Origin of the sequence: Dactylosporangium sp. NPDC051484, from assembly GCF_040689395.1 — a bacterium.
Taxonomy (GTDB): Bacteria; Actinomycetota; Actinomycetes; order Mycobacteriales; family Micromonosporaceae; genus Dactylosporangium.
Window position 1 is genome coordinate 1 of sequence record NZ_JBFAZX010000021.1, and the last position, 24,416, is coordinate 24,416.

Sequence of the window (24,416 nt, forward strand, 5' to 3'; positions counted from 1 at the left end):
GGTAGTGCTTGTTCACCATCGTGTTCCAGGACTCCTGATCTCCCGGGACCATCAACATCCCAGGTTCAAGTGTCCAAGATCAGGGGGCAACTCCCTACGGCCAGTTGTTGGAAGACCTGTTCGGGCGTCCTGGCGGCGACCTGTTGCGCGAGCACCTGGACCGGATGAGCAACGCGGAGTACCAGCGGTTGCTGCGTTGCACCCCGGAACAGTTGCGCGAGCGGTTGCCCGGCCAAGGCGACGGGGCCGAGCAACTTGCCGGCCTGATCGCCGGCGTGGACGACGACAGCCTGATCGAGGCGATCGGCAATCTGGGCGGCCACGACCTGCGTGCGCTGGATCAGGCGTACGCGTCGATCGACGACTCCCGCCCGACCGTGATCTTCGCGTACACCGTCAAAGGCTACGGTCTGCCCACCCAGGGACACCCGCAGAACCACTCCTCACTGCTGACCGACGAGCAGATGCGTGAACTGGCGGCACGGCTGGGTACCGACCCGCAGCGACCCTGGCAGCGATTCCCCCAAACCAGCGCGGCAGCACAGCTGTGTACCCGTACCGCGCAGCGGCTGCGCCGCGATCCGGTGCCGGGCTCAGCCGCACTCGAACTGCCCACCGACATCGGCCGCATCCCGTCGGGCACGTCCACGACCCAGGCCGCACTCGGCCGTACCCTGCTCGATCTGACCCGTCAGGCCCCGAAGGTCGCCCGCCGGGTGGTGACGGTCAGCCCGGACGTCAGTTCCAGCACCAACCTGGGCGGCTGGGTGAACAAGGTCGGGGTGTGGTCACCGCGCGAGCGGGTGGACTGGTTCGCCGACGACAGCGAGACCATTCTGCACTGGCGAGAGCACCCGTCCGGACAGCACATCGAGTTAGGCATCGCCGAGACCAACCTGGTCGGCCTGCTCGGCGAGCTGGGCGCCACGTGGAGCCGATGGGGCCAGCCGCTGCTACCGATCGGGGTGGTCTACGACCCATTCGTGGCCCGCGCCCTCGAGCCATGGTCATTCGGCATCTACGCGGGCGGCCAGTCGATCCTGGTGGGTACGCCGTCGGGGGTCAGCCTGGCGCCCGAGGGCGGCGCCCACCAGTCCATCACCACCCCATCCATCGGCCTGGAGCAACCCGGCTGCGTCTGTTACGAGCCGGCATTCGCCATCGACGTGGAGTGGACCCTGCTGGCCAGTCTGGCGCGGCTCGGCCGGCCGGACGGCACGTCGGCCTACCTGCGGCTGTCCACCCGCCCGGTGGATCAGACTCTCGCCGCTGTACCGGCGGATCCCGCGGCCCGGGAGCGTCGCCGTCGCCAGGTGGTTGCCGGCGCGTACCCGCTGCGCCGGCACGCCGACCCGGCGGTGACCATCGCCGCGATGGGTGCGCTGGTGCCCGAGGCGTTGGCCGCCGCCAACCGGCTGGAGGCGGTCGGAATTGGCGCGGACGTGCTCTGCGTGACCAGTCCCGGCCTGCTCTTCGAGGCTTTGCAGTCCCGGCAAGGCCGGTCGCAGAGTCCGAGCTGGATCCTGGACCAGATCTTCCCCACCCACCGCGCCACTCCACTGGTGACCGTGCTCGATGGACATCCGCACACGTTGGCGTTCCTGTCCACGATCCACCAGGTACGCGGTATCGCGCTGGGGGTAACCAGCTTCGGCCAGTCCGGCTCGATCGAGGACGTCTACCGCTACCACGGTATAGACGCCGACAGCGTCGTGCGCGCCGCGCTCGACCTGACCGATTGACGCGCGCCGCCGGGGGCCCAGCGGAACCGGACCGGGTGTACTCGGTGCGAGCGGATCCTCCCACAGCAGCGCGAGGATCCGCTCGCTCTGCGTCGGGCTGAAGCGTCGACGCATTTGTCCTGGTGAACCACCGGCATTGGCTACGCGGATGGGTTATAATACTTAACCGATAGGAATTATTGACAAGAGGCGCCCGGTGCCCCGACGCTGGGTTGACCGCGCCGCGCTCGCGCTCGCGGTACTCAGGAAAGCTCGCTGAAGAAGGTTGTGCCCATGACGACCACGCCCGTCGACGCCACCCGCGTCGTGATAGCCGCCGAGAAGCTACGCAGGAAGCCGTCCGCCGGTCGCGACCTCGTGATCCTGGAGGAACACCGCGAGGCGCCCGAGGCCGCCTCCGGCTCGTTCTCGGCCTACAGCGTCGGCCCCGCGCGTCCGGTCGCCACGGCCACCGAGGCCGGGTGATCGCGGTGGCTACCCTTGACGAGGCCCAGGTCCTCGACATCCACACGCACTGGCGACCGGCCGGATGGCAGAGATGGGCCGGCCCGGCCTCCGTCGCGAGTGATCTCGGCGCGACCGAGGATCTCGCCGGCCTGGCCGCGGAGAGCGCGGCGGCGGGCGTCGACCTGCGGGCCCTCAGCGCCCCGGTCGAGTTCCTGTTCGGTCCGGCCGGCGACGTTACATCGGCGGACATCAACGCCGTCAACGAGCACCTCGCCGGGCACGTGCAGGCCGGCGACAGGTTCCTGGGGCTGGCGACGGTGGACGCCTACGCGGGTGACGCCGGTGCCGAACAGGCGCGGTACGCGATCGAGGAGCTGGGCCTGCACGGCCTGGTCCTGGACTCCTCGCGGCACGGGAAGTACCTCGGCTCGCCCGAGGCCTTCGCGACCCTCGAACTCGCCGCGCAGCTCGGTGTGCCGGTGTTCGTCCACCCGGTCCAGGCGCCGGACGCCGACGTCCTGCTCGGCGCCGCCGGACGCTCCGGCAACGCGATCGGCCGCGGCCTGCAGAACGGGGTCTCGTTGCTCTCCGCGCTGCACGCCGGCCTGCTGGCCCGGCTGCCGGACCTGCGGCTGGTCTTCACCGCCCTCGGCCACGGCGCCCTGCTCTACGCCGCCGAGGAGCTGGCCGAGCACCGCGGACGCCTCACCGACGACGGTGCCGGCGCCAACCTCTACTTCGACACGCTGCGGTTCAGCGTCCCGCTGCTGCGCTACCTCGGTGAGGTGCTCGGTCCCGAGCGGATCATCGTCGGCAGCGACTGGCCGCTGCGTCGCGACGCCCGACGGCCGCACATCGACGAGTCCCTCACGGCGGCGGGCTTCGACGCCGCGCAGCAGGAGCTGATCCGGGTCGGCAACGCCCGGCGGCTGTTCCAGCTTCGGACCACGCGACTCACGACCTGACAACCACCACCCTCCACGGAGATGACCGATGCCGTGCTATGCGATCGCGAGGAAGGCGGCGCGGCGGCGTTGGCCGAGCACGGCATCGCGCCGCGGGGCCTGCCCACTCGTAGGGTGTGACGCCAAGGAGGCCAGGCGGCCACCACGAAATCATCGTCCGTTGTGGACAGTACGAATGATGTCGCGGTGGCCGCTGGCCACAGCGTAGATTCCGCCGGGTGGTGGCAGGTGTTCGAGGGTGTCATGGATCGGATCGGTGGCCGGTCCGGACGTGATCGTCTCCGGTCATCCGGCTTGTGTCATCCTGACCGTCCGAGCGTAGGGACCCACGACCAGTGGGCGAACAGCACGGATGCTGGTGAGACAAGTCCTACGCGTGATATGGCTCAGACTCTATGAGTGCATCGTTGGAGTGGAGATCGGGGAGTCGAGGTGTCCGCGCGGGCGAGCCGGGAGGTGAATTGGGACACCCAGCGCAAGGTGTGCAGCCTCGGGGTACTGCTCGCTGAGCGTCGGGTGCGGGTGGATTGTGGCTGCTAAGTCCTCCAGCGTCGCACCCATTTCAACGGCCAATGTCCCCTCGCTGATCAGGTCGCTGGCGTGCGGGCCTACCGCATGTACACCCACCACCGCTTGCGTGGCACGATCGGCGACGATTTCGATATGCCCCTGCGTCGTTGTCATTGTCTGGGCTCGGCCAGAGGCGGATAGCGGGAACCTGGCCACGATTGGATCTACGCCGACGGCACGTGCCTGCCGCTCGTTCAGTCCAGTTGACGCGATCTCCGGGTCGGTGAACACCACGGTGGGGATGGCCTTGGGCGTGAAGGCCACGCGGTGTCCGGACAACGCCTCGGCCGCGACAAGTGCCTCCGCTGACGCCTTGTGCGCCAAGGCCGGACCCTCGGTGATGTCGCCAATTGCCGCCACGTGAGCAGACACCCGCCTGTCGGTCTGAACAGCGATCAGCCCACGCGCGTCGGGTGTGACGCCCAGTCGGTCCAGCCCGAGCTGGTCGGTATTCGGCGTGCGACCGACTGTGACGAGAACCTTGTCCGCTTTGATGTGTTGAAGGTGGGTACCCACTTTGACACGCACTGCGCCCGCGTCATAGCCCTCGGCAACCGCCGAGGTCATGACGGTGACACCGAGCTGACGAAGACGAGATAGCACCGGCTTCACTAGCGACGGGTCCATGGTCGGCAGGATGCGATCGGATACCTCCACGATGGTTACCTCGGCTCCGAGCTTGGCCATCGCCGTTGCGAGCTCAACGCCGCTGTAGCCGGCTCCCACGACGACCAACGACGCCGGTACCGCTCTGAGAGCGAGCAAGTCGGTAGAGTCCAGTACTTGGACGCCATCGCGGCGCAGCGCACCCAGCTCGGTGGGCCGGGATCCGGTGGCGATGATGACATCGCTGAACTCATAGAAACGAGTGGTCCCAGCGGTCGTTTCCACAACCGCTTGATTGGGTCGAGTGAAGCGGAGATCACCAGCGACAATCGTGACACCGGCCGCACGCAGCAACGCGCGCACTCCCCCGGTCAGGTCGTCGACAACTCGGCTCCGCCACGTCTGCCACGCTGCTAAATCGACCGAGCAGTTGCCCTGCAGACCCATGTGCGCCGATGAGGTGGTGGTGTGCGCTGCGGACGCGACCTCGATGAGTGCCTTGCTGGGGATACAGCCAACGTGCAGGCACACGCCGCCGACGCCGGTGTCACCGCGGCGGTCGACGAGCACGACCTCACGACCGAGCTGCGCGCCACGGATCGCCGCTACATAGCCACCCGGTCCACCGCCCACAATGAGGAGGTCGGCTGCCTCCGGAATCTCGCCGACGACCATGTCAGCTGCTCCGTCCGATGAGAAGGTACGGGTTCACGAGCGCGGCCGCGAGGTCATTGACGAACGCTCCGAGAACGTTGCCGTCGATGAGCCGGTGGTCGGCGGATACCGCGATCGGCAGCGTCGGACGAACCTCTGGCCTGCCGTCGACGGCAACGACCGCATCGCGGATGCGGCCAAAACCGGCGATGGCCACTTCCGGAGGTTTGATGATCGGCGTTCCAAGCCATGTGCCGTAGGAACCGAAATTGCTGATCGTGAAGGTGCCGCCGCCGAGTTGGTCAAGGCGGACACGGTGGTCCCGGACAGCGTCCGCGAGCTGGGCGACTCCTGCACTGATCTCGAACACATCGAGCAGGTCAGCATCCTGGAGAACGGGGACGACCAAACCTCCAGAGCTCGCGGTGGCAATGCCGAGATTCACGCGAGCGTGATAAGTAATCGTGTTCTCTTGGCAATCAATGCTTGCATTGAGGACCGGGTGAGACCGCAGGGCTCGTACGCAGGCCATCGCCAACAATGGCAGGAACGTGAACTTAGGACCCTCGGCCGGCGCGCTGGCGCGCAATGTCCGGTGCGCCACGACCAGCTCGGTGGCGTCAATCTCGCGGAACTCGGTGATGTGCGGGACGGTCTGCCATGCCTCGGTCATCGATCGGGCGATCTGGCGACGTACGCCGCGCAACGGTTCAACCCTGTCGCGACCACGTTCAGATTTCGACGACGCCGAAGACACGAGCGTCGGATGCGTCGACGGCCCGACGGGCCGGGTCTCGGTGGGCCTGGTTCCAGCGGCGGCGCGGTCGACATCCTCACGCGTGACGCGGCCGGCAGGCCCGGTGCCCGCAACCGCGCTCAGATCCACTCCCATCGCGACGGCATGCTTTCGCGTCGACGGTGAGGCAAGCACGAAAGTGGCATTGGCGCCCCCACTTGGACGAGGCGGCTGACGGTCGTCAGCCGGGACGCGCGCCGGTGGCGGCGGGGCTGCCGGGGACCGACGTGCGGGCTGGGTGTCCGCGGCACGGTGAGGAGCTCCGGCTTCCGTCGAAGTGTCATCTACCTCTAGGGCGATGAGTACCGAACCTACAGGCACCGTGTCGCCGGGCGCGCCGCCAAGTTCACGGACGAAACCGCTGACCGGAGAAGGGATCTCGACCATCGCCTTCGCAGTCTCGACCTCGACGATCTCCTGGTCGGCGGTCACCCTATCGCCGATCTCGACCAACCAGCGAACGATCTCGGCCTCGGTCAGACCTTCTCCAAGATCAGGAAGAGTGAATTCGTACCTCATCACGCCGCCATCCTGGCGAGATCACGGGCCGCAGCGACAAGCCGGTCAACGCCTGGAACGTAGAAGTCCTCCACGCCCGCAAGTGGATAAGGCGTGTCGGGTGCGGTCACCCGTACGACCGGGGCTTCCAACCTATAGAAGACCTCATCGTTGATGGTCGCGACGATCTCTGCGCCGAAGCCGGCCGTGAGCGGTGCTTCATGGGCGATGACGACGCGCCCAGTCCGTTCAACTGCCGCCACGATGCCTTCGACATCGAGAGGCACAAGTGAGCGCAGGTCCAACACGTGTGCCGAGATCCCCTCCTCGGCGAGCACGGCGGCTGCACGCTCGGCGGTCTGCACCATAGCGCTCCACGCGATGATCGTGACGTCCTCGCCTTCGCACGCGATGCGGGCCTTGCCCAATGGCACGGTATAATCTTCGCTCGGAACCTCGCCCTTGATGAGCCGATACCCCCTCAGGGGCTCGCAGAACAGCACAGGGTCCTCGTCGCGAATTGATGCGAGCAGTAGTCCTTTGGCATCGTATGCCGTCGCCGGCATGACAATCTTCAGGCCAGGGAATTGCGCGAATTGGGCCTCATACGCGTCACAGTGGTGCTCGGGGGTTCGCACCAGGCCACCGAACGGCGCGCGAATAGTGAGAGGCACCCGAAAACGCCCCTGGGAACGATAGCGCATCCGCGCGATGTGCGGCCCGATCTGATGGAACGCTTGGTGGCTGAAGCCCAAGAACTGCATCTCCACTACCGGGATGAGACCAGAAATCGCCAATCCCAGCGCCGAACCCGCAATCACTGCCTCGGCGAGCGGCATATCAACAACGCGTTGCTCACCGAACCTGTCCTGCAGCCCATCGGTTGCCCGAAACACACCGCCGAGCCTACCGACGTCTTGACCGAGCACCATGACCCGCTCATCGCGTTCCATCTCCATCGTCAGAGCCTCGCGAATCGCGTCCAACATCGTCATTATTGGCATCGTCAGCGGCCCTGCCCTGTGAACTCTGAACGCTGCCGGCGTATTCTCGCTGGGGCGTCGGCGTATAGGTGGTCGAACAGTAGATCCGCGGTCGGCGCGCCTCGAGATGCCGCAGCCGCGAGAGCTCCATCTACCGTCTCGCGATTCCGCTCCTCGACGGCTGCCGCGATGCTCTTACTCCAGAGACCGCAGGTAGTCAGGTACTGCTCGACCCGTGATATCGGGTCCCGGCCCAGCCATGAATCTCTCTCCGCAGGGTCGACATACCGGCTCGGGTCGTCAGCAGTGTTGTGCGGGCCGACTCGATATGTAATCGCTTCGATCAGCGTGGGCCCGTCACCGGCCCGGGCCCGCGCCACCGCTTCGGCCGTCACCTGATGAACGGCAAGAAGATCGTTACCGTCGACCAGGATCCCCGGCATTCCGTATCCTGGGGCCCGAGCTGCGAGGCTGGTTGCGGCAGACTGCTTCGACCGCGGCGTGGAGATCGCCCAGCCATTGTTGGACAGTAAGAACACAACCGGCGCCTTGAGGATGCCAGCCAGGTTCATAGCCTCGTGCGCATCACCTTCAGAGGATGCGCCATCGCCGAAGTAGGCGAGCACGACTCCGTCTTGATCTTGTCGCCGCAGCCCCCAGGCCAATCCGACCGCGTGCGGCAACTGCGATGCAAGTGCGATGTTCAAAGGAAGGCAGCGCACGCCCTGGGGTACTTCGGCTCCGCGCGGGTCGCCGAGGAAATAGAGGATGAAGTGTTCGAGGGGGAAGCCCTGTCGTAACAGCGCCGGAAGCTCCCGGTACTGGGGTACTACCCAATCACGGCTCGGATCCAGCGCAGCGGCTGAGCCAGTAACGGCGGCCTCCTGCCCTCGAACTTGAGAAAACGTGCCGAATCTGCCCTGCCGCTGAAGCCGCATGGCCTTGTCGTCAAACATCCGGGTAAGCAGCATCAACTCCATTGCGTCGGCAAGATCACTGCCGCTGAGGGTAGGCGTAACGCCTGCCGCGATCGTGCCATCGGGCGCCAGGATGCAGTGCGGGGCGGAAACATCCTGCCGCGCCGGAAAATGTGCTTCGGCCTGAACCATCGGCAACTGCCTCTCGGATGGGACGTACAGGTACGCGAGTTGACCTAGGAGTTGCCGTTCACCACGAACCCGCCGTCAACGACCAGGGTCTGCCCCGTTATGTAGGACCCGTGCGGCGAGAGCAGGAATGCTACGGCGCCGGCGATCTCGCCCGGCTGGGCTAGGCGACCAAGTGGAATGCGGGCTTCCAGAGCCGGGAGGCTCAGTGCGCCGGACGTGAGACCGGTGTCGACCATTTCGGTGCGAGTCCATCCCGGTGCAACACAATTCACGCGTACAGAGTCGCGGGCCCATTCAAGAGCGAGAGTGCGGCTCAGGCCCTCGACCGCCGCCTTGGATGCACTGTAGGCGGCACGTCCGCTCAGCCCAACAGCCGCACCAATCGACGAGATGTTCACTATCGCACCGCTACCGCGTGCCCGCATCCCTGAGGCGAAGGCACGGCAGCACCGAAAGGCTCCGGTCAGGTCGGTACCGAGGACTCGATCCCAGTCCTCGTCGGTGACCTCGACGGCATCACCTCTCGTGATGATGCCCGCGTTGTTCACAAGCGCCGTTACCGGACCCAACGCTTCAGCGACGCTCACTGCCGCCATGACTGACGCCTCGTCGGTCACGTCCATACGCACGCCGCGCACGACCGCACCAGGGGCCGCCATCTCTTCAATCCGCCCGCAGGCGGCAATCGCAGCGCGTTCGTCACGGCTTCCGATGACCACGCGATATCCGCGAACGGCGAGTTCGGTCGCAATAGCCAGCCCGATCCCCTTCGCGCCACCGGTAACGACGGCAACCCCTGGAGCGGAAACAGGATCGTTGATGATCACGAACACCCCTCCCTATGTTGGGTAGGAATGCATCCTTGCATGCACTAGCCCATGCGAGCAAGGATGCACACCTGGAAGATTGCGAACAAGGACCCGCCGAACCGAGGGGAGCAGCAATTGCCAGGATGTTCTCGACCGACTGAACGCTATAGATGGCGATTCGCCACCTATGCCCGCTATGTCGGTAACGACAATGTTCATGCCCGACCGTCAGTACATCGTGATCAGCTGCTGATCTCGGTCCTGGGTCGTCGTTGGTAGCGGGCGCGGCGGCCGCGGGCGTGATGCGCAGCACGCCAGATCGTCCAGGTCAGCCGGTGCATGACATCCGGGCAGCGGCGACGATGAAGGTGTCGGACAGAGGGCGGATTTCGTCGACCGTGAACGGGTCAGGTCGCCGCTGGTGTGGGCGCGGTGGTAGGGATCGACTGGCCGGTCGGGGATCGACCGGTTGGCGAACCGTCACAGTCACGCGGCACGGTGATCTCGACTGGGCCGACGTCGGTGAGCACCATCTTGGCCCGGCCGCCGTTGCGAAGTTGCCGCCGTTCCGGCCGGCTGGGCCGTGCTCCTCATAGCCCAGATGGTCGGTGACTTCGCCGTCCAGCGCGGCCTCGATCACCCGCTCGGTCAGGTGCTGCAGCAGACCACCTACGCCGATCGGCTAAGGCCCACTGCGCGGGTCCGCTCGAATCGCTCGTCACGGTCATCAGGTGCTTCTCCTTGATCATGAGTTGCACCGTTGTTTACAGACCCGCGTGCGGGTCGGGAGGGACGTGGATGCCATACGGCCGCGTAGACCCTATGGTATGTATTGGCGCATTCGGTGTTGAAGACGTCCACGACCAGCGATGCAAAGCACGTCAACCAGCGTGCATTGCCTGTACAGAGGGAGCCTTATGACGTCTACCGAGCTGCCATGGTCGTTGACCCTGGATGCGCATCAGCAGCTGCGGCGCGAGATCATCGAAGGCCGGCTCCGGCCGAATGAGCGCCTGATCGCGGCTGACCTCGCGGACCGGTTGGAGATCTCCAGGACGCCGGTTCGGGAGGCGTTGCAGTTGCTTGCTGCCGAGGGCCTGGTGGTCGGGGCCAAACGTGGCTACACGGTGCGCGAACACAGCCCGCAGGAAGTCCGGCAGATCTATGAGGTCCGCGCAGCGCTCGAAGGTTTCGCCGCTCGACTGGCCGCGGAACGTGCCAGTGACGACACGCTGTCCGCCCTTGTCGCCCTTGGGGCTGCCGATGCGGACCTGGCTTCTTCGGCCCGTCAGGTGCTTGTCGACATGAACAAGCGATTCCACGAGGCGATCATCGCCGCCGCTGGCAACGATCGTTTGGCTGTGACCAATCACCGCAATAGCGAGCACTTCTTCAACTACAACGTCGCTCGACGCTACACCGACGCTGAGGCGGCCGAGTCGATCAGCGGGCATCTGAAGATCCAGGACGCTCTGCTCAGGCGTGACGGCGACGCCGCCGATCAAGCAGCACGCGAGCACGTTATGGAGGCCCTCACAGTGTTGCTGCAAAAGCTGTATTGACGCGGTCCCACCGAGCATTGGCGATCGGAGCCATGATCCATTCCAGATCACGCGATGGTCGCGGCTCGCAGGCGAGGGTGGCGATGCTCCGCTGAGGTTGTCGCCGGCGTGGGCGCCGGGGGCCCACGGGCGTGGTGGACGAATCGCCACCTTTGAGAATGGTTGAGGAGATAACGTCACCTACACCATCAGCGCGGGCGCGACCTGGACCAGGTGAAGCCTCCGGGGTGCCGGAGGCCAAGCCACGTGAATCCGACGCTGGGTGCGGATCTCGTAAAGCTTCTCCCCCGGCTCCGCAAGGCGGCAGTTGGCGGGTCGAGCTCGATGGCAGACCCCGTCGATTACCCTCAGGTCGCGGCGAGCTGAGGCGGCCGAACGGGCGCGTCATGCATAGTCGGCACCCGGTGCACAGAACGAGATATCACCGAACACCCCAGCCCACATGCTTGAGTAGCACATACTCCTGCAATCCGTATTCGCCGCGCTCCACGCCGATGCCGCTGTGCTTATATCCACCAAACGGTGGATATGGGCTCAGTCCACCGCCGCCATTAACATGTACGGTGCCTGTGCGCAGCCGCGCGCCCACTTCGTAGGCTCGCGAGAGGTCTTGCGACCATACGCCGCCACTCAGGCCGTAGTCGCTGTCGTTCGCCATGCGAATTGCCTCCTCCTGATCGGAGAATTCGAGGACGACGCCAACGGGGCCAAATATCTCCTCTCGTGCGATCGGCATCGAATTGCGAACGTCGGTAAAGAGCGTCGGCTCGACGAAATAACCTCGGTCGAGATTCGCTGGACGCGCTCCTCCGAAGACAAGCGAAGCACCCGATTCGATTCCTGAGTTGATGTCCCGTTCGATCCGTTCGCGCTGGCTGGCGGAAATCACCGGGCCCATCGTCGTGGCTGGATCGGCCGGATCCCCGACACGGATGCGCGCTGCAAGGTCGCGCACTCGCGCAAGCAGCTCGTCCTTCACGTTGCGGTGGACCAGCGTCCGCGTCAGCAGCGCACAGCCCTGACCAGCATGGACGGTAAAGCTGTCCACGACGCTAGCCGCAGCTCGCTCGAGATCGGCATCTTCGAAGATAAGGTTTGCGGACTTTCCTCCGAGTTCTAACACGACTCGCTTCAAGCTCTGCGCCGCTTGCGTATACACCTGGCGTCCGATCGCCGCGGAGCCGGTAAAGCTGACCAGGTCGACCATCGGGTGAGTCGTGAGCGCTCGCGACACGGCGACATCACCGGTCACAACGTTGAGCACGCCGGGCGGCAGGCCTGCCTCAGCCGCGATCTCTCCAAGGACCAGGGCCTCGAGGGGCGTGTCAGGGGAGGGCTTCAGGACCGTCGTACAGCCTGTGGCAAGCGCGGGTGCAAGCTTGCAAACATTCAGGAAGAACGGGAAGTTGTATGGCGTGATCAGGGCGGCGACGCCAATGGGCTCCCGCAACACGACGCCTTGTCCGATCATTCCCTTCGGGCCCGATCGCACCACGGGGAGGAGAGGTTCGACGAAACGGTATGAGCCGATAATTCGATCCGTGATATCGTCCCAATGCGCGATTGGGGCGTCCGTCTGATGCGCCTCCGCAAGTCCCCGCACAGAGCCCGCCTCGCGCATATTAAGATCGACCAGTTCGGCTCGCCGCCTATGCATGATCTCGCCCATTCTGGACATGATCTTGGCGCGTTCCTTCGGGCGCATTCGCGGCCAAGGCCCCTCGTCGAATGCGACGCGGGCGGCCGTGACGGCTGCCTCCAGGTCCTCGATTCCGGCCTCTGGAACCCGTGCGATGACCTCCTCGGTGGCAGGATTGACAACAGTCAAGTGTCCTTCACCGTTGCCATCCGTCCATTCACCATTGATGAAAAGCCGATAGGTCGGCTCCGTCGAAGCCACCGCCACCACGCTCCCGTCTCTTCCCATATTCGCAAAGTCTGTACCTGGACAACTTGCAACGCACCGCCACGGTGCTGTAAGCCCGAGCTATGGATGGACCAACGCCTTGCCGATTGCCTGTCGCTCAGCCGCCGGTTGGAAATACGACGCCGCAGCCTGTTCGAGTGAGATGCACTCGGTGACAATGTCCGTGCCGACAACTCGACCTGACAGCATCATTCTCAGGCCTACCTCGTAGTCGGCCACACGATCGTGAGTCAGCGCAGCGATGACCTCCTTCTCTCCCGCCATGAATCCCTGGTCAAGACTTACCGAGGCCATACGTCCGACTGTCACGACTCGCCCACCTCTTCGAACCGTGGCGATGGCGTCGGCCGCGGTGCCCGGCTGTCCGGCGCACTCGAACACCAGATCTGGGCCAACCTCGGCGATCACGCCCGCGCCTTTCTCGTGGATGGCCGCGGTTGCTTCGAATACCTCATCCGCGCCGATCGACAAGGCGAGCTCCCGCCGGTCCGCGCGTGGGTCAACAATCACGACGTACGCAGCCCCCGCCGCTCTGGCCACCTCGGCCACCAGCAGTCCAACCGGGCCGGCACCCACCACCGCGACCGTTGCGCCCAGCGCCAGACGTGATCGCCGGACCGCCCGCACCGCCACGCTCATCGGCTCCGCGAGCGCTCCGATGCGACGGTCCGCGTCGGGCGGCAGCCTTACGCACGTTCCCGCCGCGACCACCACGTACTCGGCGAGGCCACCATCCGCCTTGAGGCCATACTGGGCAATATCAGGGCATAGCGTTCGCTCGCCTCGGAGACACCAGTAGCACGACCCGCATGAGACATTGCCGTCGACTGCGACTACGTCCCCCCGGGCGAATGGCGTGTCGCCTCTGGTGTCGACAACTTCACCAGCGAATTCGTGCCCGAGCGTAAGCGGAGCCGACCTACCGGTGAGTCTGTGCGGCTGCTCAGTCGGGATGAGCCGTGGCCCCTGCCGGAACTCCTCTATATCCGTGCCGCAGATGCCGCAGTACAGCACTCGCAGGAGCAGTTCGCCGTCGTTGAGTTTCTTGGGTTCCGCGATGTCATCCAGCCGAACATCTAGACGACCGTGCCAACGAATCGCTCGCACGACTCCACCCTTCCCTCCCACCGCTTTTCGGCCTGTCAAGCCCCGGCAATCCGTACATGCGCAGCCCGTGGCGACAGTGCCAATCATGTTTGCCTCGAAATCCTGCAAGCTGTATCGCGTCAGCCGTCGAGCACCTCACCGAACAAGTCGAGCATCTCCCGCCACGAACGCTCATCAGCTTGCGCGCTATAGGACAGTCCGCTTATGCCACGAGTCGACGACTCCGGGTTGGTGAATCCATGCTCGGCGCCTCCATAGATCGTCATACGCCAATCGGCGCCAGCTTCATCCATCTCCTGCTCAAATGTCGTGCGCTCGTGCACACTCAGGTGAGGATCGCTGCCTCCGACCATGGCCAGTACGCTCGCCGAGATCTTCTTCGGTGCGACTTGGCTGATCCGCGACAAGCCTGCATGGAATGCCGCGACCGCCCGGAGGTTCGCGCCGCTTCGTGCAAGTTCGAGTGCCACGGATCCGCCAAAGCAATAGCCGATCGCGGCCACCCGATTCACATCGGTCTCGGGCCTCGCCAAGAGGACAGACAGTCCAGCCTCCGCGATTCGCTGCAACCTCGGCGCGTCCGCCTTCAGTGACTGAATCTTGGAGTCCACCTGCTGGACTTCAATTGGCGCTCCATTCCCGTAGAGGTCCAAGGCGAATGCCACGTACCCAATGTCGGCAAGTCGCTCGGTGACGTGACGAGTATGTGGCCCCAGACCAGTTCCCGTGTGGCAGACAAGGACCGCCGGCCGCCGGCCGGGTCCCCCACCAACAGCCAGGTAGCCGACGTATTGCTGACCATCTACGGTGTAGCTGATGTGTTGCGTGCTCACCGAACTCCTCCTTCTCCCGAGAAGCAACACAAGCGCTTCCGAAAATCAATAGCCACGATCCGCGCCGCAAGGGCATCGGCCGCGATCATCGCCCGGACGCCGGCAGCGTTATGCCAAGGCCGGATCGGTGTGTTGGCCCTGCGCTCCGTGCGCGGCGCTACTCTCGGCCCACCCCGCGGCCGCCTGAGCCGGTGAGGAAGTCGAAGTCCGCGCCTTCATCCGCCTGAAGCACGTGTCGGCGGTAGAGCCACACATAGCCGCGATCAGGGTCTTCAGGACCGGACGGGGCTGCTGACTGCGCCCTTCGTTCGTCAAGGATGCTGTCTGGCACGTCGAGGTGCAGCCGGCGATTCGGGACGTCGAGCTCGATCCAGTCGCCGTTTCTCACCAGCGAAAGCGGGCCGCCAACCGCTGCTTCGGGCGCCACATGCAGCACGACCGTGCCGAAGGCTGTGCCGCTCATTCGGCCATCGGAAATTCGAACGATGTCCGAGATGCCTTGTTGGACGAGCTTCGCCGGTAGCGGGACATTCGCAACCTCGGGCATGCCCGGATACCCAGCTGGGCCGACGTTGCGTATCACCAACACCGTTGACGCTTCAACCTCGAGGTCCGGATCATTGTATACGCTGAGATACTCCTCTGGTGACTCGAACACCAGCGCTTGGCCTCGGTGCACCATGAGCTGCGGCGATGCCGCGGATTGCTTGATGATCGCGCCTCGCGGAGCCAAGTTCCCTCGAAGCACGGCTGTTCCCATTCCAGCGGGAAGGAAGGGGGCTGCCGGGCTCCCGATTACTTCTCGATCCCAGACTCTCGCATGCGCCACCTCCTCGCCGAGCGACCGTCCCGAAACCGTGATCGCGTCGGCATAGAGGAGGTCGCCCATCTCATGCATCAGAGCCGGCAATCCACCGGCATAGCAGAAGTCCTCCATGAGGAACTTGCCGCTAGGCAGGACATTCGCGAGCAGCGGGACGTCGCGCGCCACCTCGTCCAGGTCGTCGAGCGACAGCGCGACTCCGACGCGTCGGGCGATCGCGAGAAGATGAACGATTGCATTTGTGGATCCACCGATTGCGGCGTTCACGCGGACGGCGTTTTCAAATGCTTCGCGCGTCATGATCCGTTCCGGTGTGAGATCATCTCGCACGAGCTCGATCATCTTACGCCCCGCAGTATGCGCCAGTGCATAGCGTCGCTTGTCGACGGCTGGAAGGGACGACAAGCCGCTGAGCTGCATTCCCAGCGCCTCGACAATCGAAGCCATTGTCGACGCTGTGCCCATGGTCATGCAGTGACCTTCGCTCCGCTTCGCGCAGAGGTCTGCCTCTTCGTATTCGGCTTGCGTCATCCGGCCGGCCGACACGTCCTGCTCGAACTGCCACCGACTGGTCCCTGAGCCGACATCGACACCGCGGAACTTGCCGTTCAGCTTTGGCCCGCCCGTGATAAGCATTCCGGGAATGCCGACGCTGGCGAGGCCCATGAGCATCGCGGGCGTAGTCTTGTCACACGCCGAAAGCAACACGACACCGTCGAGCGGATTGGCGCGTAGCAGCTCTTCCACTTCCATCGACATCAGGTTCCGGAAGAGCATCGCCGTCGGCCGCATGAATGCCTCGCCAAGAGACATCGTGGGGAACGTCAAAGGCACCCCACCGGCCTGCCAGACCCCGTTTGCCACCGATTGTGCAAGCCTGGCCAGATGTACGTTGCACGGGCTCAGATCGGAGGCGCTATGGCCAATCCCAATGATTGGCCGACCGTCCGTCGCATCGGGACCGTAGCCCAGTGACCACAGTGCTCCCCTGTGGGCTAGACGGCCGCGATCGGGCGCGTTGAACCAGTGCTCGCTACGTCGCCCAGCTACGGCTTGACCAGGCTGATCGATGTTTTCCATGTCGCTCATCCAACGCCCCTATGCCGATAATTTTGGAGAATCATTCTATGTGCCGGCGGCATAAGAGTGCGATGGTACGTCAGGGCGAATCATGCTTCTCGCCGTCCTCCTTGGCTCTGTCCAGGGCCGTTTTGCGTGCCGACTCAAGCGTTTCCACCAGGACCCGCGAGCCATCGGCAATGAACGCGACGTCAGATTCGCATGCAACTAGAGCAGCGCCTTCGGCCAGCCACTGCCCGGCCTCCGCCCGTGATCGCGCCAGATACCCGAAAGGGACTCCCCGAGACTCACAAGCGCCCCGCACGCGACGTGCGGCCGCGCCGACTTCGGGGTTCATCAGGTCATCAGAATATCCGAGCGAAATCGCGAGGTCGGTTGGACCGATTGCCATGGCGCCGAGTCCGGGTACGTCGGCAATGTCGGCCGCGGCGTTGACGGCCTCGGCTGTTTCGATCTGGACGATGACGACGGCATTCCCATTTGCGTCACGCCGGTAGTCGTTTGCGTTCTTGAATCTTGGCATCCGGCGCGGGCCCCAACTGCGCGTGCCAGCGGGCGGGTAAAGGGCCGCGGCGACTGCTGCCATTGCATCGTCGGGTGTGTTGATCATCGGAACAATCACACCGTCAGCACCAACGTCGAGCGCCTTACCAATCAGGGAAGGGTTGTTCTCAGCCACGCGAACTACGACAGCCAGCTGGCTCTGACGCAAGGTTACGATCGCTCGGGCTACATCTTCGAACGTAACTGTCCAGTGCTGCATATCCATGATCACGAAGTCCGCCGCGACACCTTGCAGTGCCTCGGTTGCGGCCATGTCTCGCAAGACGTGCCAGAATCCGAAGACTGGATGACGCCGGGCTAATGCCGATGCGAGGGGGTTGGGGAGATCTGAAGTGCTCGGTTCGTTGTTCGCCGTCTTCTCCATACGTGCCTACTACTCCATCTTCGCTGTATCAGGATTCCTTCAACGCACTGCGCCAGCCATGAGCACCTTCTCGATGAGGTCCTAGACCTTCTCGCCGTAGAGGTGGCAAGCGACCGACGTCTCGTTCGTCGCACGGACGAGGGTGGGGCGAACAGTCTCGCACTTGCTCATTCGCTCGGGACAGCGCGACCAGAAGGGACATCCGGTCGTCGCTGTTGGGGTCTGCTGGGCCGGGGTGCGGGACAGGCCTGACCGCGCCCTTCTGCGCTCGCGCTGCAACTTTGGATCCGGAACGAGCGCGGCTGCGCTCAACGCCACGCTGTAAGGATGGAGCGGATTCCCATAAATCTGCTCTGCCGGACCCACTTCCATGACACTCCCGTGGAACACGACTGCCGTACGATGTGCGACATGTCGCACAATGCTCAGGTCATGTGCCACGAATAGCATGGCGAGCCCGAACTCGTCGCGAATATCGGCTAGCAGATTGACGATCTGCGCCTGGATCGAGAGGTCCAGTGCGCTCACCGGCTCGTCACAGATGATCAGACTGGGCTCCACCGCCAAGGCCCTGGCAATTGCTATTCTCTGCCGCTGACCACCGGAGAACTGACGCGGAAACCGGTGGATCGAGTCGGGTGGCAGGCCCACGTCCGCAATAAGCTTTCCAATGCGCTCGCGCGCGGTGTCCCGGTTTACCTTCTGCGCGATCAGAGGTTCGGCCAGAATGGTGCCGATCGAAAGCGCTGGGTTCAGGGACGAGTAGGGATCCTGGAATACTACAGAGAGGTCGGCGGCGACTTTCCGCCGCTGGCGATGACCTGCGTAGGTGATGTCCTGGCCCTCGAACAGCATTTGCCCAGCGCTGGGGCGGACGAGGCCGAGGACCGCCCGCGCGATAGTGGACTTGCCCGAACCGGACTCCCCGACGATCCCGAGAGTCTCTCCTCTGGCGATTTCGAAGCTGACGCCGTTGACGGCCGTAACGGGTTTGCGCCAACGCCCGGCCGACGCGAACACGACCGACAGGTCCCTGACCTCCAGGAGGGCCTTCTTCGTCTCATTCATGATCGCACCGCCTCGGTGACGCGCACACATCTAGCTCTCCGATGGGAGGTTACCGTCGTTAGCGGAATGCTCCCTTCGGCACATTCAGGCGTCGCAACCGCGCACCGTGCCTGGAATCTACAGCCGCTTGGCCAAGCACCTGGGTCAGGCACGCTGCCCGTTATCACGGGAAGCCGCCCCAGCGCGACGGCCGAGTACGGATTCGAGCGCAGTAGCCCAGCCGTGTATGGCATTGCCGGTGCGCTCAGCACCTCGTCGACGGGACCCTGCTCGACGACCTCGCCGGCATACATCACGAGTGCCGAGTCACATGAGTCTGCCAGGACCCCAAAGTCATGAGTAACGATCACCATCGACATCGACAGTTGTTCCTGCAAGCTACGGAACAAGTCCAGAATGTCGGCCTGTACCGTAACGTCAAGCGCGGTCGTGGGCTCATCGGCCACCAGCAGTTTCGGCTCCAGTCCCAACGCGAGCGCTATTGCCACGCGCTGTGCCATGCCTCCAGACAGTTCATGCGGGTAACTCGCTGCCGCGCGCCGGGGATCCGGCATGCCAACCAAGTCAAGTAGTTCAAGAACCCGCCCGTGCGCCGCTCGCGAGGACATGCGGCCTCGGTGACGCATCGGCTCCGCAAGCTGTGCACCGACCGTGAACACGGGATCGAGGCTGACCATCGGTTCCTGTGCGACGAATCCGATCTCGCTGCCGCGCACGACGTTGAATGAGGACGGTCTTGACGGGTCGAGCTCGCGTCCGTTGAAGAAGATCTTCCCCGCGGTGACCTTGCCGGGAGATGGAACAAGCCCAAGTAGAGCGAGCATGGTGATGGTCTTGCCTGAGCCGCTCTCGCCGACAATGCCGAGCGATCCCCGGTGCGGCACCTCGAATCCGACGTCGGTCACCACTGGTCGCCATCCGTCGGCGCTGGGGAACGACACCTCTAAGCCGCTCACGCTGAGCAGGCCGGTCTTGGGACCCTCGCCTTCACCAGCCTGGCGGGCATCCCGTTCGAACACGGCTGCCGGCGCGCGCAGTGTTTCATCACTCTTCGCGTTACCGGCAGGAGTCTTGACGGCCGTCGCGGACACAACCGTGGCCTGTCGCTGCTTCTTGAGTCTTGACCAGCGCCTGGGCCGGGCGCGTGCCGCGCCGTCGACGGTGGCGTCGAGGAGCGTGTCACCGAACAAATTCGATGCCAGCACCGTCAGCACGATAATTCCGCCAGTCGGCACCAAATACCACGGCTGCTTGTAGATCGCGTTCCCAGCTGCCGCGACCATGCTGCCCCACGTCGGTGTAGGCGGTCGCGCACCGAGCCCGATGAAACTCAGCCCCGCCTCGATGAACAGCGCAGCCCCAAACAGCGTGGACGCACGGACGATGACAGGTCCCAGCACGTTCGGAACAATGTGTCGCAGGAGAATCCTGGTTCTGGAAAGCCCGAACACCTGGGCCGCGTCCACGTATAGCGCGGAACGCGCCTCGAGCGTTGATCCCCTCGAGAGTCGCATGAAGTCAGCGCTCAGCATCACGCCAAGGGCAATCATCGCCGCGTTCATGTTAGGCCCGAATACGGCGAGGACGGTAAGCAGGATCATGATGACAGGTGTTGCCAGAAGAAGGTCAGTGACCCGATCGAACAGGATCATCACTCGGCCGGCGAAAAACCCGGCCAGCACTCCGGCCGTAACTCCAAGGAGCACGGCGACGGCTATACACAGGAGGCCCGCGAACAGGCTCAGCCTTGCCCCGTAGATAAGCCTACTGAGAATGTCTCGGCCCAGCTCGTCCGTCCCCAGCCAGTGTGCGGCCGAGGGCCCGGACAACACGTTGCTCAGATCCTGTTGATACGGATCGTCCGGCGCGATCCACTTCGCGAGGACAGCCGCAATCACTAACGTGCCGAGAACCAGAAGGCATGCGACCGCCATCGGCCGGCGCAGGCCGACGGTCAAACGCTTCCAGGTAATCATGCCAGACGCACCTTCGGGTTCAACCAGCTGTAGACAACGTCGACAATCACGTTAACCGCCACGACCACGACGGTCAGGTACAGGACGAGCGCCTGCATCACCGGATAGTCGTGGTTGGAGGCAGAGTCGATTGCCAGTGTTCCGACGCCTGGCAGCGCAAATACCTGCTCGACGATGACGGCCGAGCTCAGCATTCCGATGAAACGCACACCGATCAAGGTTGTCACCGGAATCGCCGCATTCTTGAGGGCGTGGCGGAACACGATACTGCGATTACTCACTCCGTTCGCCCGTAGCGTTCGAATGAACTCGCGATCAAGCGCCGAGATCATCGCGGCCCGGGTCATTCGCGCCACCGAGCCCATCGCGGCCAGGCCCAGCGTCACCACTGGCAAGACCATCGAAAGGGCCCATCCGTTCAATGACTCGGTGAACGGCACGAACCCGTTGGCGGGCAACCAATTCCAGTGCACCGCGAATAGTCCAATGAGTACCAGGCCCAGCCAGAAGTCAGGAACGGACTGGCCTACGATGGCGGCGACCTGCACGGCAGAGCCGTCGGCGCGTTTCCGAAGCGCGGCGTAAACGCCGGCGGCAATTCCACCGAGTACTGACAGGATCGTGGCGCCTATGGCGAGTGACAGAGTTGCCGGCATGCGATCAAGGACGACCGCCGTTGCCGAACGGCTGGAGAAGAGCGACTTGCCCACTTCTCCATGTGCCAGATTGCCAATGAATTCCAGATACTGCTGCAGCATGGGACGATCAAGTCCGAGCTGATGCCGCAATTGATCATATTGGGGCCCGGTCGCCCGGTCGCCAAGAATCTGCACGACCGGGTCTCCAGGGGCTAGTCTGAGCAAGAAGAACGTCAAAGTCATGATCGCCCAGATCAGCGGAACTGCCAACAGCACACGCCGCGCTAGCAGGCGCCCAACAGTCACGACTCCCTTGGGTAGGCTCAGTTCAAGTCTGCGCCTGATCCGGGCATAAGGGAGGGACGTCATGCCGGCTGCCAGCCGATGATGTTCGGCATGATCACGTGCGGTGTAAGGCTTGGGTTTGCAATCTTATTAGGTGCCACCAAGACGATGGCGTCCGCAGTGAATACCGGCACGAACCAAGCCTCGTCAGTCATACGCTTGCTGAGCTTCTGGAACGTTGCGTTACGCTCCTGGTCGGCCTGACTTGCGCCCTCGTTCAGGAGTTTGATCATCTGCTCGTCGACTGTGTGCTCCGGATTGCGAGGGCTGTCCTTGCCGAGCAGCGTCTGCATGTCGAGATACGTGCTTGACATCCCCCACGGCTGCCAGGCTGCCGCGTGCCCACCGGCAACCGTGTCGCTGGCGAGGCCGGCCGGGGACGCCGTCACAATCTCAACCTTCACACCGACTTTCGCAAAGTAGTCGGCCACAGCCTGCACGACCGTCGCGTCAGTCGCCCGGGAGAGAATTGGAAGCGTAAAGCCGTTTGCATATCCGGCCGCGGCGAGTAGCTCCCGGGCCTTCGCGGGGTCATACGGGTATGCTTTGTCCAGTGACGAGTCGTAGCCTTCCATTCCCTTCGAGATGAACTGGGAAGTCGCGGTTCCATAACCGGACAGGATCGACTCAACAATCTTCTGCCGATCGATGGCGTAGTTGAGTGCCTGGCGGACCCTTACGTCGCCCAGTGCGGGCACCAGGGCACCAGTCCTGTCATACAGCATGAGCCCGGTGCTGTCGGTCGGCTGCGAAAGGACGTCCAGCCGGGCTTTCTTGGCGGTAGTGGCAGTGTCCGGGTTCCCCTTACCCGCAGTGGCATTGCCAGCTTGAACAGCCTGGAACATCGCCGTGTAGTCAGCGATGACGCGCATCGTAATCTTCGTGTACTTCACAGCGTTCTGATCGAAGTAGTTCGGGTTCGGAACGTACGTGTAGTGATCGCCGGAGATCGTCGAGCTCGCGTCCAGCATGTAGGGGCCGGCACCAACAGGGTTCTGGTCGAGATCTGGCTTGCCGAACGCGGCGGGACTGACCATCATGCCGAAGTTCTGACTCAGCGCCGTTGGAAGCGACGGCATCGCGGACTTGAGATGCACACGCACGGTCGTGTTGTCAACGACGTCGGTCGACCCGACTGCTGACCAGGTCGACTTGACCGGACCATTCACCGTCATGTCCCGGTCGAAGTTCGCCTTGACCGCAGCCGCGTCGAGCGGCGTACCGTCGGAGAACTTCAGGCCGGGCCGGATCGAGATCTCAAACGTCTTGTTGCCGTCGCTGTACGACCACTTGGTAGCGAGGCCGGGCTGGAAACTCCCGTCCGGTGCGACGCGGATCAACGAGTCGTAGGCGAGCCACAAGTACGGCAGGCTGTCGCCCGGGTTACTCTTGGCAGGGTCGAGTGAGACGGGTTTCAGCGCGTTTGCCATGACGAGAGTCGAATCGCGCTTCGTTGTCTCCCCCGACCCGGAGGAACACGCTCCTAAAGTCATCGCGAGGGCGCATAATACCCCTCCAATGAGTTGCCTTTTTATCATGAGTACTCCTTGTACAATCCTAGGGGTGTTATCGGTTGCCTCGGAGATCTTGGAGCTTGTCGGCGCCGTGCTAGCCGGCCATCACCAGTGCGTGAAGGAGCCGTCGAGCCGACGATATTCCGGGGCGCCCATAAGTTCCTTGCCGCCCGCCTTCTCCATGCTGTACTTGTCTCGCGCTCCGAGGTCGATTTCGATTCCCAGGCCTGGCGCCGTGGGGGCAAGGACGAAGCCGTCCTTCCATTCCACCTGCGCAGGGAACATCGACTCGAATACTTGGTTGCTTCGGTATTTCATCTCGAAAACCCCCACGTTGGAGGCTGCGAGGCTCAGATGGAGGCATGCGGCCGTACTGACCGGTCCCAGAGGGTTGTGCGCGGCCAGGTCGATGTAGTGAGATTCCGCCCAGCCAACGATCTTGTAAGCTTCTGTGATTCCTCCGACGATACACAAATCGACCCGCGCATAGTCGATCAGTTCCTCTTCGATGGCTTGCCGGAACGCCCACTTCGACGCCCATTGCTCGCCCGCCGCGAGCGGAACCCGTGCGTCGCGGCGCAGCTTACGGTAGCTCTCAGGATTTTCTGAACGTAGGGCGTCTTCCAAATAGAAGACGTTGTACTGCTCGAGTTCGCGCGCTAGCCGCGAAGCATATACCGGAGAAAATCTACTGTGCGCGTCGGTGATGATCTCGATTTCGTCACCGACGGCCGACCGAACTGCTTCCACCTGCCGCAGCGCGAGCCTGACCGCCTCGGACGGTTCGAAAATACCCGGCCGTGCTGGACCAAGGCGCCAGCGCACGAATTTCCAGCCCTGCTCTGTCGCGCGGACGCAGTCCTCCACCAATTCTTCGGTCGACCCGGCGTCATAATTGTGCGTGTAGGCCTGCACCTTGTCCCTGTACAGTCCACCAAGCAGGTTGTAGACCGGCTGGTTGAGTGCCTTACCTTTGATGTCCCAGAGCGCCAGGTCAATCGCGCTGATAGCGGCGCAAGTAACCTTGTCGGCAGGAAAGAAGTCGCCGCGAAACATTTTCTGCCACAGGTGCTCGGTCCGCATCGGATCTTGCCCGATGATCTGCGGCGCCAGATGACGGATGGCGCCCTCGACTGCCGCTTCCCGCCAGATGAGGCCTGATTCACCGATGCCACTGATTCCTTCGTCAGTGTGCACCTGGACGAATAGGAACGGCCTCCCGTCGGCCACGTGTATGGTTTCCACTCCGGTGATTTTCATGTTCCGCCTATTCCGTAGTCGTATCCGCGGTTGCGGACGAGCCAAGCGTCGTGGCCGCCGGCGAATCGGTGGTCGCGCTGCACCGCCTAGATGAGTGGCGATCGCTTATCAGGCCACCGTATTGTTGGTCGTCAGATCGTCGGCCATCATGGAGGATCGGCTCGCGCACCGGCCGC

19 protein-coding genes and 1 pseudogene are annotated in these 24,416 nt (G+C 63.8%); 4 read left to right on the forward strand and 16 right to left on the reverse strand.

Going from position 1 to position 24,416, the window contains the following annotated elements; genetic code table 11:
* Nucleotides 1-107 precede the first annotated feature (107 nt).
* The 3 genes from AB0367_RS27380 to AB0367_RS27390 all read left to right on the forward strand — a co-directional run bounded on the left by AB0367_RS27380 (nt 108) and on the right by AB0367_RS27390 (nt 3,154).
* On the forward strand, nt 108-1,742 hold the full coding sequence (locus tag AB0367_RS27380; RefSeq protein WP_366229302.1) for a pyruvate dehydrogenase: 1,635 nt from the start codon (nt 108-110) through the stop codon (nt 1,740-1,742).
* A 273-nt stretch (nt 1,743-2,015) separates the two neighbouring features.
* A complete protein-coding gene (locus tag AB0367_RS27385) occupies nt 2,016-2,207 on the forward strand; it encodes a hypothetical protein (RefSeq protein WP_366229303.1) in 192 nt (63 codons plus the stop codon).
* A gap of 5 nt (nt 2,208-2,212) precedes the next feature.
* A complete protein-coding gene (locus AB0367_RS27390; RefSeq protein ID WP_366229304.1) occupies nt 2,213-3,154 on the forward strand; it encodes an amidohydrolase family protein in 942 nt (313 codons plus the stop codon).
* A gap of 393 nt (nt 3,155-3,547) precedes the next feature.
* Here the strand turns inward: AB0367_RS27390 and lpdA are convergent, their stop codons facing one another.
* From lpdA to AB0367_RS27420, 6 genes and pseudogenes are all read right to left on the reverse strand, one after another.
* The gene (lpdA, locus tag AB0367_RS27395; RefSeq protein ID WP_366229305.1) at nt 3,548-5,005 is read right to left on the reverse strand and encodes a dihydrolipoyl dehydrogenase; all 1,458 of its coding nucleotides are present in this window, start codon (nt 5,003-5,005) and stop codon (nt 3,548-3,550) included.
* A 1-nt stretch (nt 5,006) separates the two neighbouring features.
* The gene (locus AB0367_RS27400) at nt 5,007-6,299 is read right to left on the reverse strand and encodes a dihydrolipoamide acetyltransferase family protein (protein WP_366229306.1); all 1,293 of its coding nucleotides are present in this window, start codon (nt 6,297-6,299) and stop codon (nt 5,007-5,009) included.
* Complete coding sequence (locus AB0367_RS27405) at nt 6,299-7,282, reverse strand: alpha-ketoacid dehydrogenase subunit beta (protein WP_366229307.1); 984 nt, start codon at nt 7,280-7,282, stop codon at nt 6,299-6,301. The genes AB0367_RS27400 and AB0367_RS27405 overlap by 1 nt, the downstream gene beginning before the upstream one ends.
* A 2-nt stretch (nt 7,283-7,284) precedes the next feature.
* Entirely contained in the window at nt 7,285-8,370 is a 1,086-nt protein-coding gene (locus AB0367_RS27410) for a thiamine pyrophosphate-dependent enzyme (protein ID WP_366229308.1), read from the reverse strand.
* Nucleotides 8,371-8,414: 44 nt separating this feature from the next.
* Complete coding sequence (locus tag AB0367_RS27415; protein WP_366229309.1) at nt 8,415-9,197, reverse strand: SDR family NAD(P)-dependent oxidoreductase; 783 nt, start codon at nt 9,195-9,197, stop codon at nt 8,415-8,417.
* Between the two features lie 458 nt (nt 9,198-9,655).
* A pseudogene (locus AB0367_RS27420) lies at nt 9,656-9,846 on the reverse strand (transposase); the annotation flags it as partial.
* A 250-nt stretch (nt 9,847-10,096) separates the two neighbouring features.
* Here AB0367_RS27420 and AB0367_RS27425 point away from each other — a divergent pair.
* Nucleotides 10,097-10,741 (forward strand): GntR family transcriptional regulator, encoded by a 645-nt coding sequence (locus tag AB0367_RS27425; RefSeq protein ID WP_366229310.1) that lies wholly within the window; start codon nt 10,097-10,099, stop codon nt 10,739-10,741.
* A gap of 421 nt (nt 10,742-11,162) precedes the next feature.
* Here the strand turns inward: AB0367_RS27425 and AB0367_RS27430 are convergent, their stop codons facing one another.
* From AB0367_RS27430 to AB0367_RS27475, 10 genes are all read right to left on the reverse strand, one after another.
* Nucleotides 11,163-12,641 (reverse strand): aldehyde dehydrogenase family protein, encoded by a 1,479-nt coding sequence (locus AB0367_RS27430; RefSeq protein WP_366229312.1) that lies wholly within the window; start codon nt 12,639-12,641, stop codon nt 11,163-11,165.
* 87 nt (nt 12,642-12,728) lie between these two features.
* Nucleotides 12,729-13,775: an alcohol dehydrogenase catalytic domain-containing protein gene (locus tag AB0367_RS27435; RefSeq protein ID WP_366229314.1), complete on the reverse strand. Its 1,047-nt coding sequence runs from the start codon at nt 13,773-13,775 to the stop codon at nt 12,729-12,731.
* Nucleotides 13,776-13,894: 119 nt separating this feature from the next.
* Entirely contained in the window at nt 13,895-14,608 is a 714-nt protein-coding gene (locus AB0367_RS27440) for a dienelactone hydrolase family protein (RefSeq protein WP_366229316.1), read from the reverse strand.
* Nucleotides 14,609-14,765: 157 nt separating this feature from the next.
* On the reverse strand, nt 14,766-16,520 hold the full coding sequence (locus AB0367_RS27445) for an IlvD/Edd family dehydratase (RefSeq protein ID WP_366229318.1): 1,755 nt from the start codon (nt 16,518-16,520) through the stop codon (nt 14,766-14,768).
* 70 nt (nt 16,521-16,590) lie between these two features.
* The gene (locus AB0367_RS27450) at nt 16,591-17,439 is read right to left on the reverse strand and encodes an aldolase/citrate lyase family protein (RefSeq protein WP_366229319.1); all 849 of its coding nucleotides are present in this window, start codon (nt 17,437-17,439) and stop codon (nt 16,591-16,593) included.
* An 81-nt stretch (nt 17,440-17,520) separates the two neighbouring features.
* The gene (locus AB0367_RS27455) at nt 17,521-18,507 is read right to left on the reverse strand and encodes an oligopeptide/dipeptide ABC transporter ATP-binding protein (protein ID WP_366229320.1); all 987 of its coding nucleotides are present in this window, start codon (nt 18,505-18,507) and stop codon (nt 17,521-17,523) included.
* Complete coding sequence (locus tag AB0367_RS27460) at nt 18,504-20,483, reverse strand: dipeptide/oligopeptide/nickel ABC transporter permease/ATP-binding protein (RefSeq protein ID WP_366229321.1); 1,980 nt, start codon at nt 20,481-20,483, stop codon at nt 18,504-18,506. Before AB0367_RS27460 ends, AB0367_RS27455 begins: the two co-directional genes overlap by 4 nt.
* A complete protein-coding gene (locus AB0367_RS27465; RefSeq protein ID WP_366229322.1) occupies nt 20,480-21,427 on the reverse strand; it encodes an ABC transporter permease in 948 nt (315 codons plus the stop codon). The genes AB0367_RS27460 and AB0367_RS27465 overlap by 4 nt, the downstream gene beginning before the upstream one ends.
* 59 nt (nt 21,428-21,486) lie before the next feature.
* The gene (locus AB0367_RS27470) at nt 21,487-22,896 is read right to left on the reverse strand and encodes an ABC transporter substrate-binding protein (protein WP_366229323.1); all 1,410 of its coding nucleotides are present in this window, start codon (nt 22,894-22,896) and stop codon (nt 21,487-21,489) included.
* A gap of 189 nt (nt 22,897-23,085) precedes the next feature.
* Nucleotides 23,086-24,240 carry a mandelate racemase/muconate lactonizing enzyme family protein gene (locus AB0367_RS27475; protein ID WP_366229325.1) on the reverse strand — a complete coding sequence of 385 codons (1,155 nt, stop codon included), beginning with the start codon at nt 24,238-24,240 and terminating at the stop codon, nt 23,086-23,088.
* Nucleotides 24,241-24,416: the final 176 nt, after the last annotated feature.

Excerpts from the sequence above, each read along its gene's own strand:
- AB0367_RS27385 (WP_366229303.1), top strand. The coding sequence starts at position 2,016 with ATGACGACCACGCCCGTCGACGCCACCCGCGTCGTGATAGCCGCCGAG.
- lpdA (WP_366229305.1), bottom strand. The coding sequence starts at position 5,005 with ATGGTCGTCGGCGAGATTCCGGAGGCAGCCGACCTCCTCATTGTGGGC.
- AB0367_RS27400 (WP_366229306.1), bottom strand. The coding sequence starts at position 6,299 with ATGAGGTACGAATTCACTCTTCCTGATCTTGGAGAAGGTCTGACCGAG.
- AB0367_RS27405 (WP_366229307.1), bottom strand. The coding sequence starts at position 7,282 with ATGCCAATAATGACGATGTTGGACGCGATTCGCGAGGCTCTGACGATG.
- AB0367_RS27410 (WP_366229308.1), bottom strand. The coding sequence starts at position 8,370 with ATGGTTCAGGCCGAAGCACATTTTCCGGCGCGGCAGGATGTTTCCGCC.
- AB0367_RS27425 (WP_366229310.1), top strand. The coding sequence starts at position 10,097 with ATGACGTCTACCGAGCTGCCATGGTCGTTGACCCTGGATGCGCATCAG.
- AB0367_RS27445 (WP_366229318.1), bottom strand. The coding sequence starts at position 16,520 with ATGAGCGACATGGAAAACATCGATCAGCCTGGTCAAGCCGTAGCTGGG.
- AB0367_RS27450 (WP_366229319.1), bottom strand. The coding sequence starts at position 17,439 with ATGGAGAAGACGGCGAACAACGAACCGAGCACTTCAGATCTCCCCAAC.
- AB0367_RS27455 (WP_366229320.1), bottom strand. The coding sequence starts at position 18,507 with ATGAATGAGACGAAGAAGGCCCTCCTGGAGGTCAGGGACCTGTCGGTC.
- AB0367_RS27460 (WP_366229321.1), bottom strand. The coding sequence starts at position 20,483 with ATGATTACCTGGAAGCGTTTGACCGTCGGCCTGCGCCGGCCGATGGCG.
- AB0367_RS27470 (WP_366229323.1), bottom strand. The coding sequence starts at position 22,896 with ATGGCAAACGCGCTGAAACCCGTCTCACTCGACCCTGCCAAGAGTAAC.
- AB0367_RS27475 (WP_366229325.1), bottom strand. The coding sequence starts at position 24,240 with ATGAAAATCACCGGAGTGGAAACCATACACGTGGCCGACGGGAGGCCG.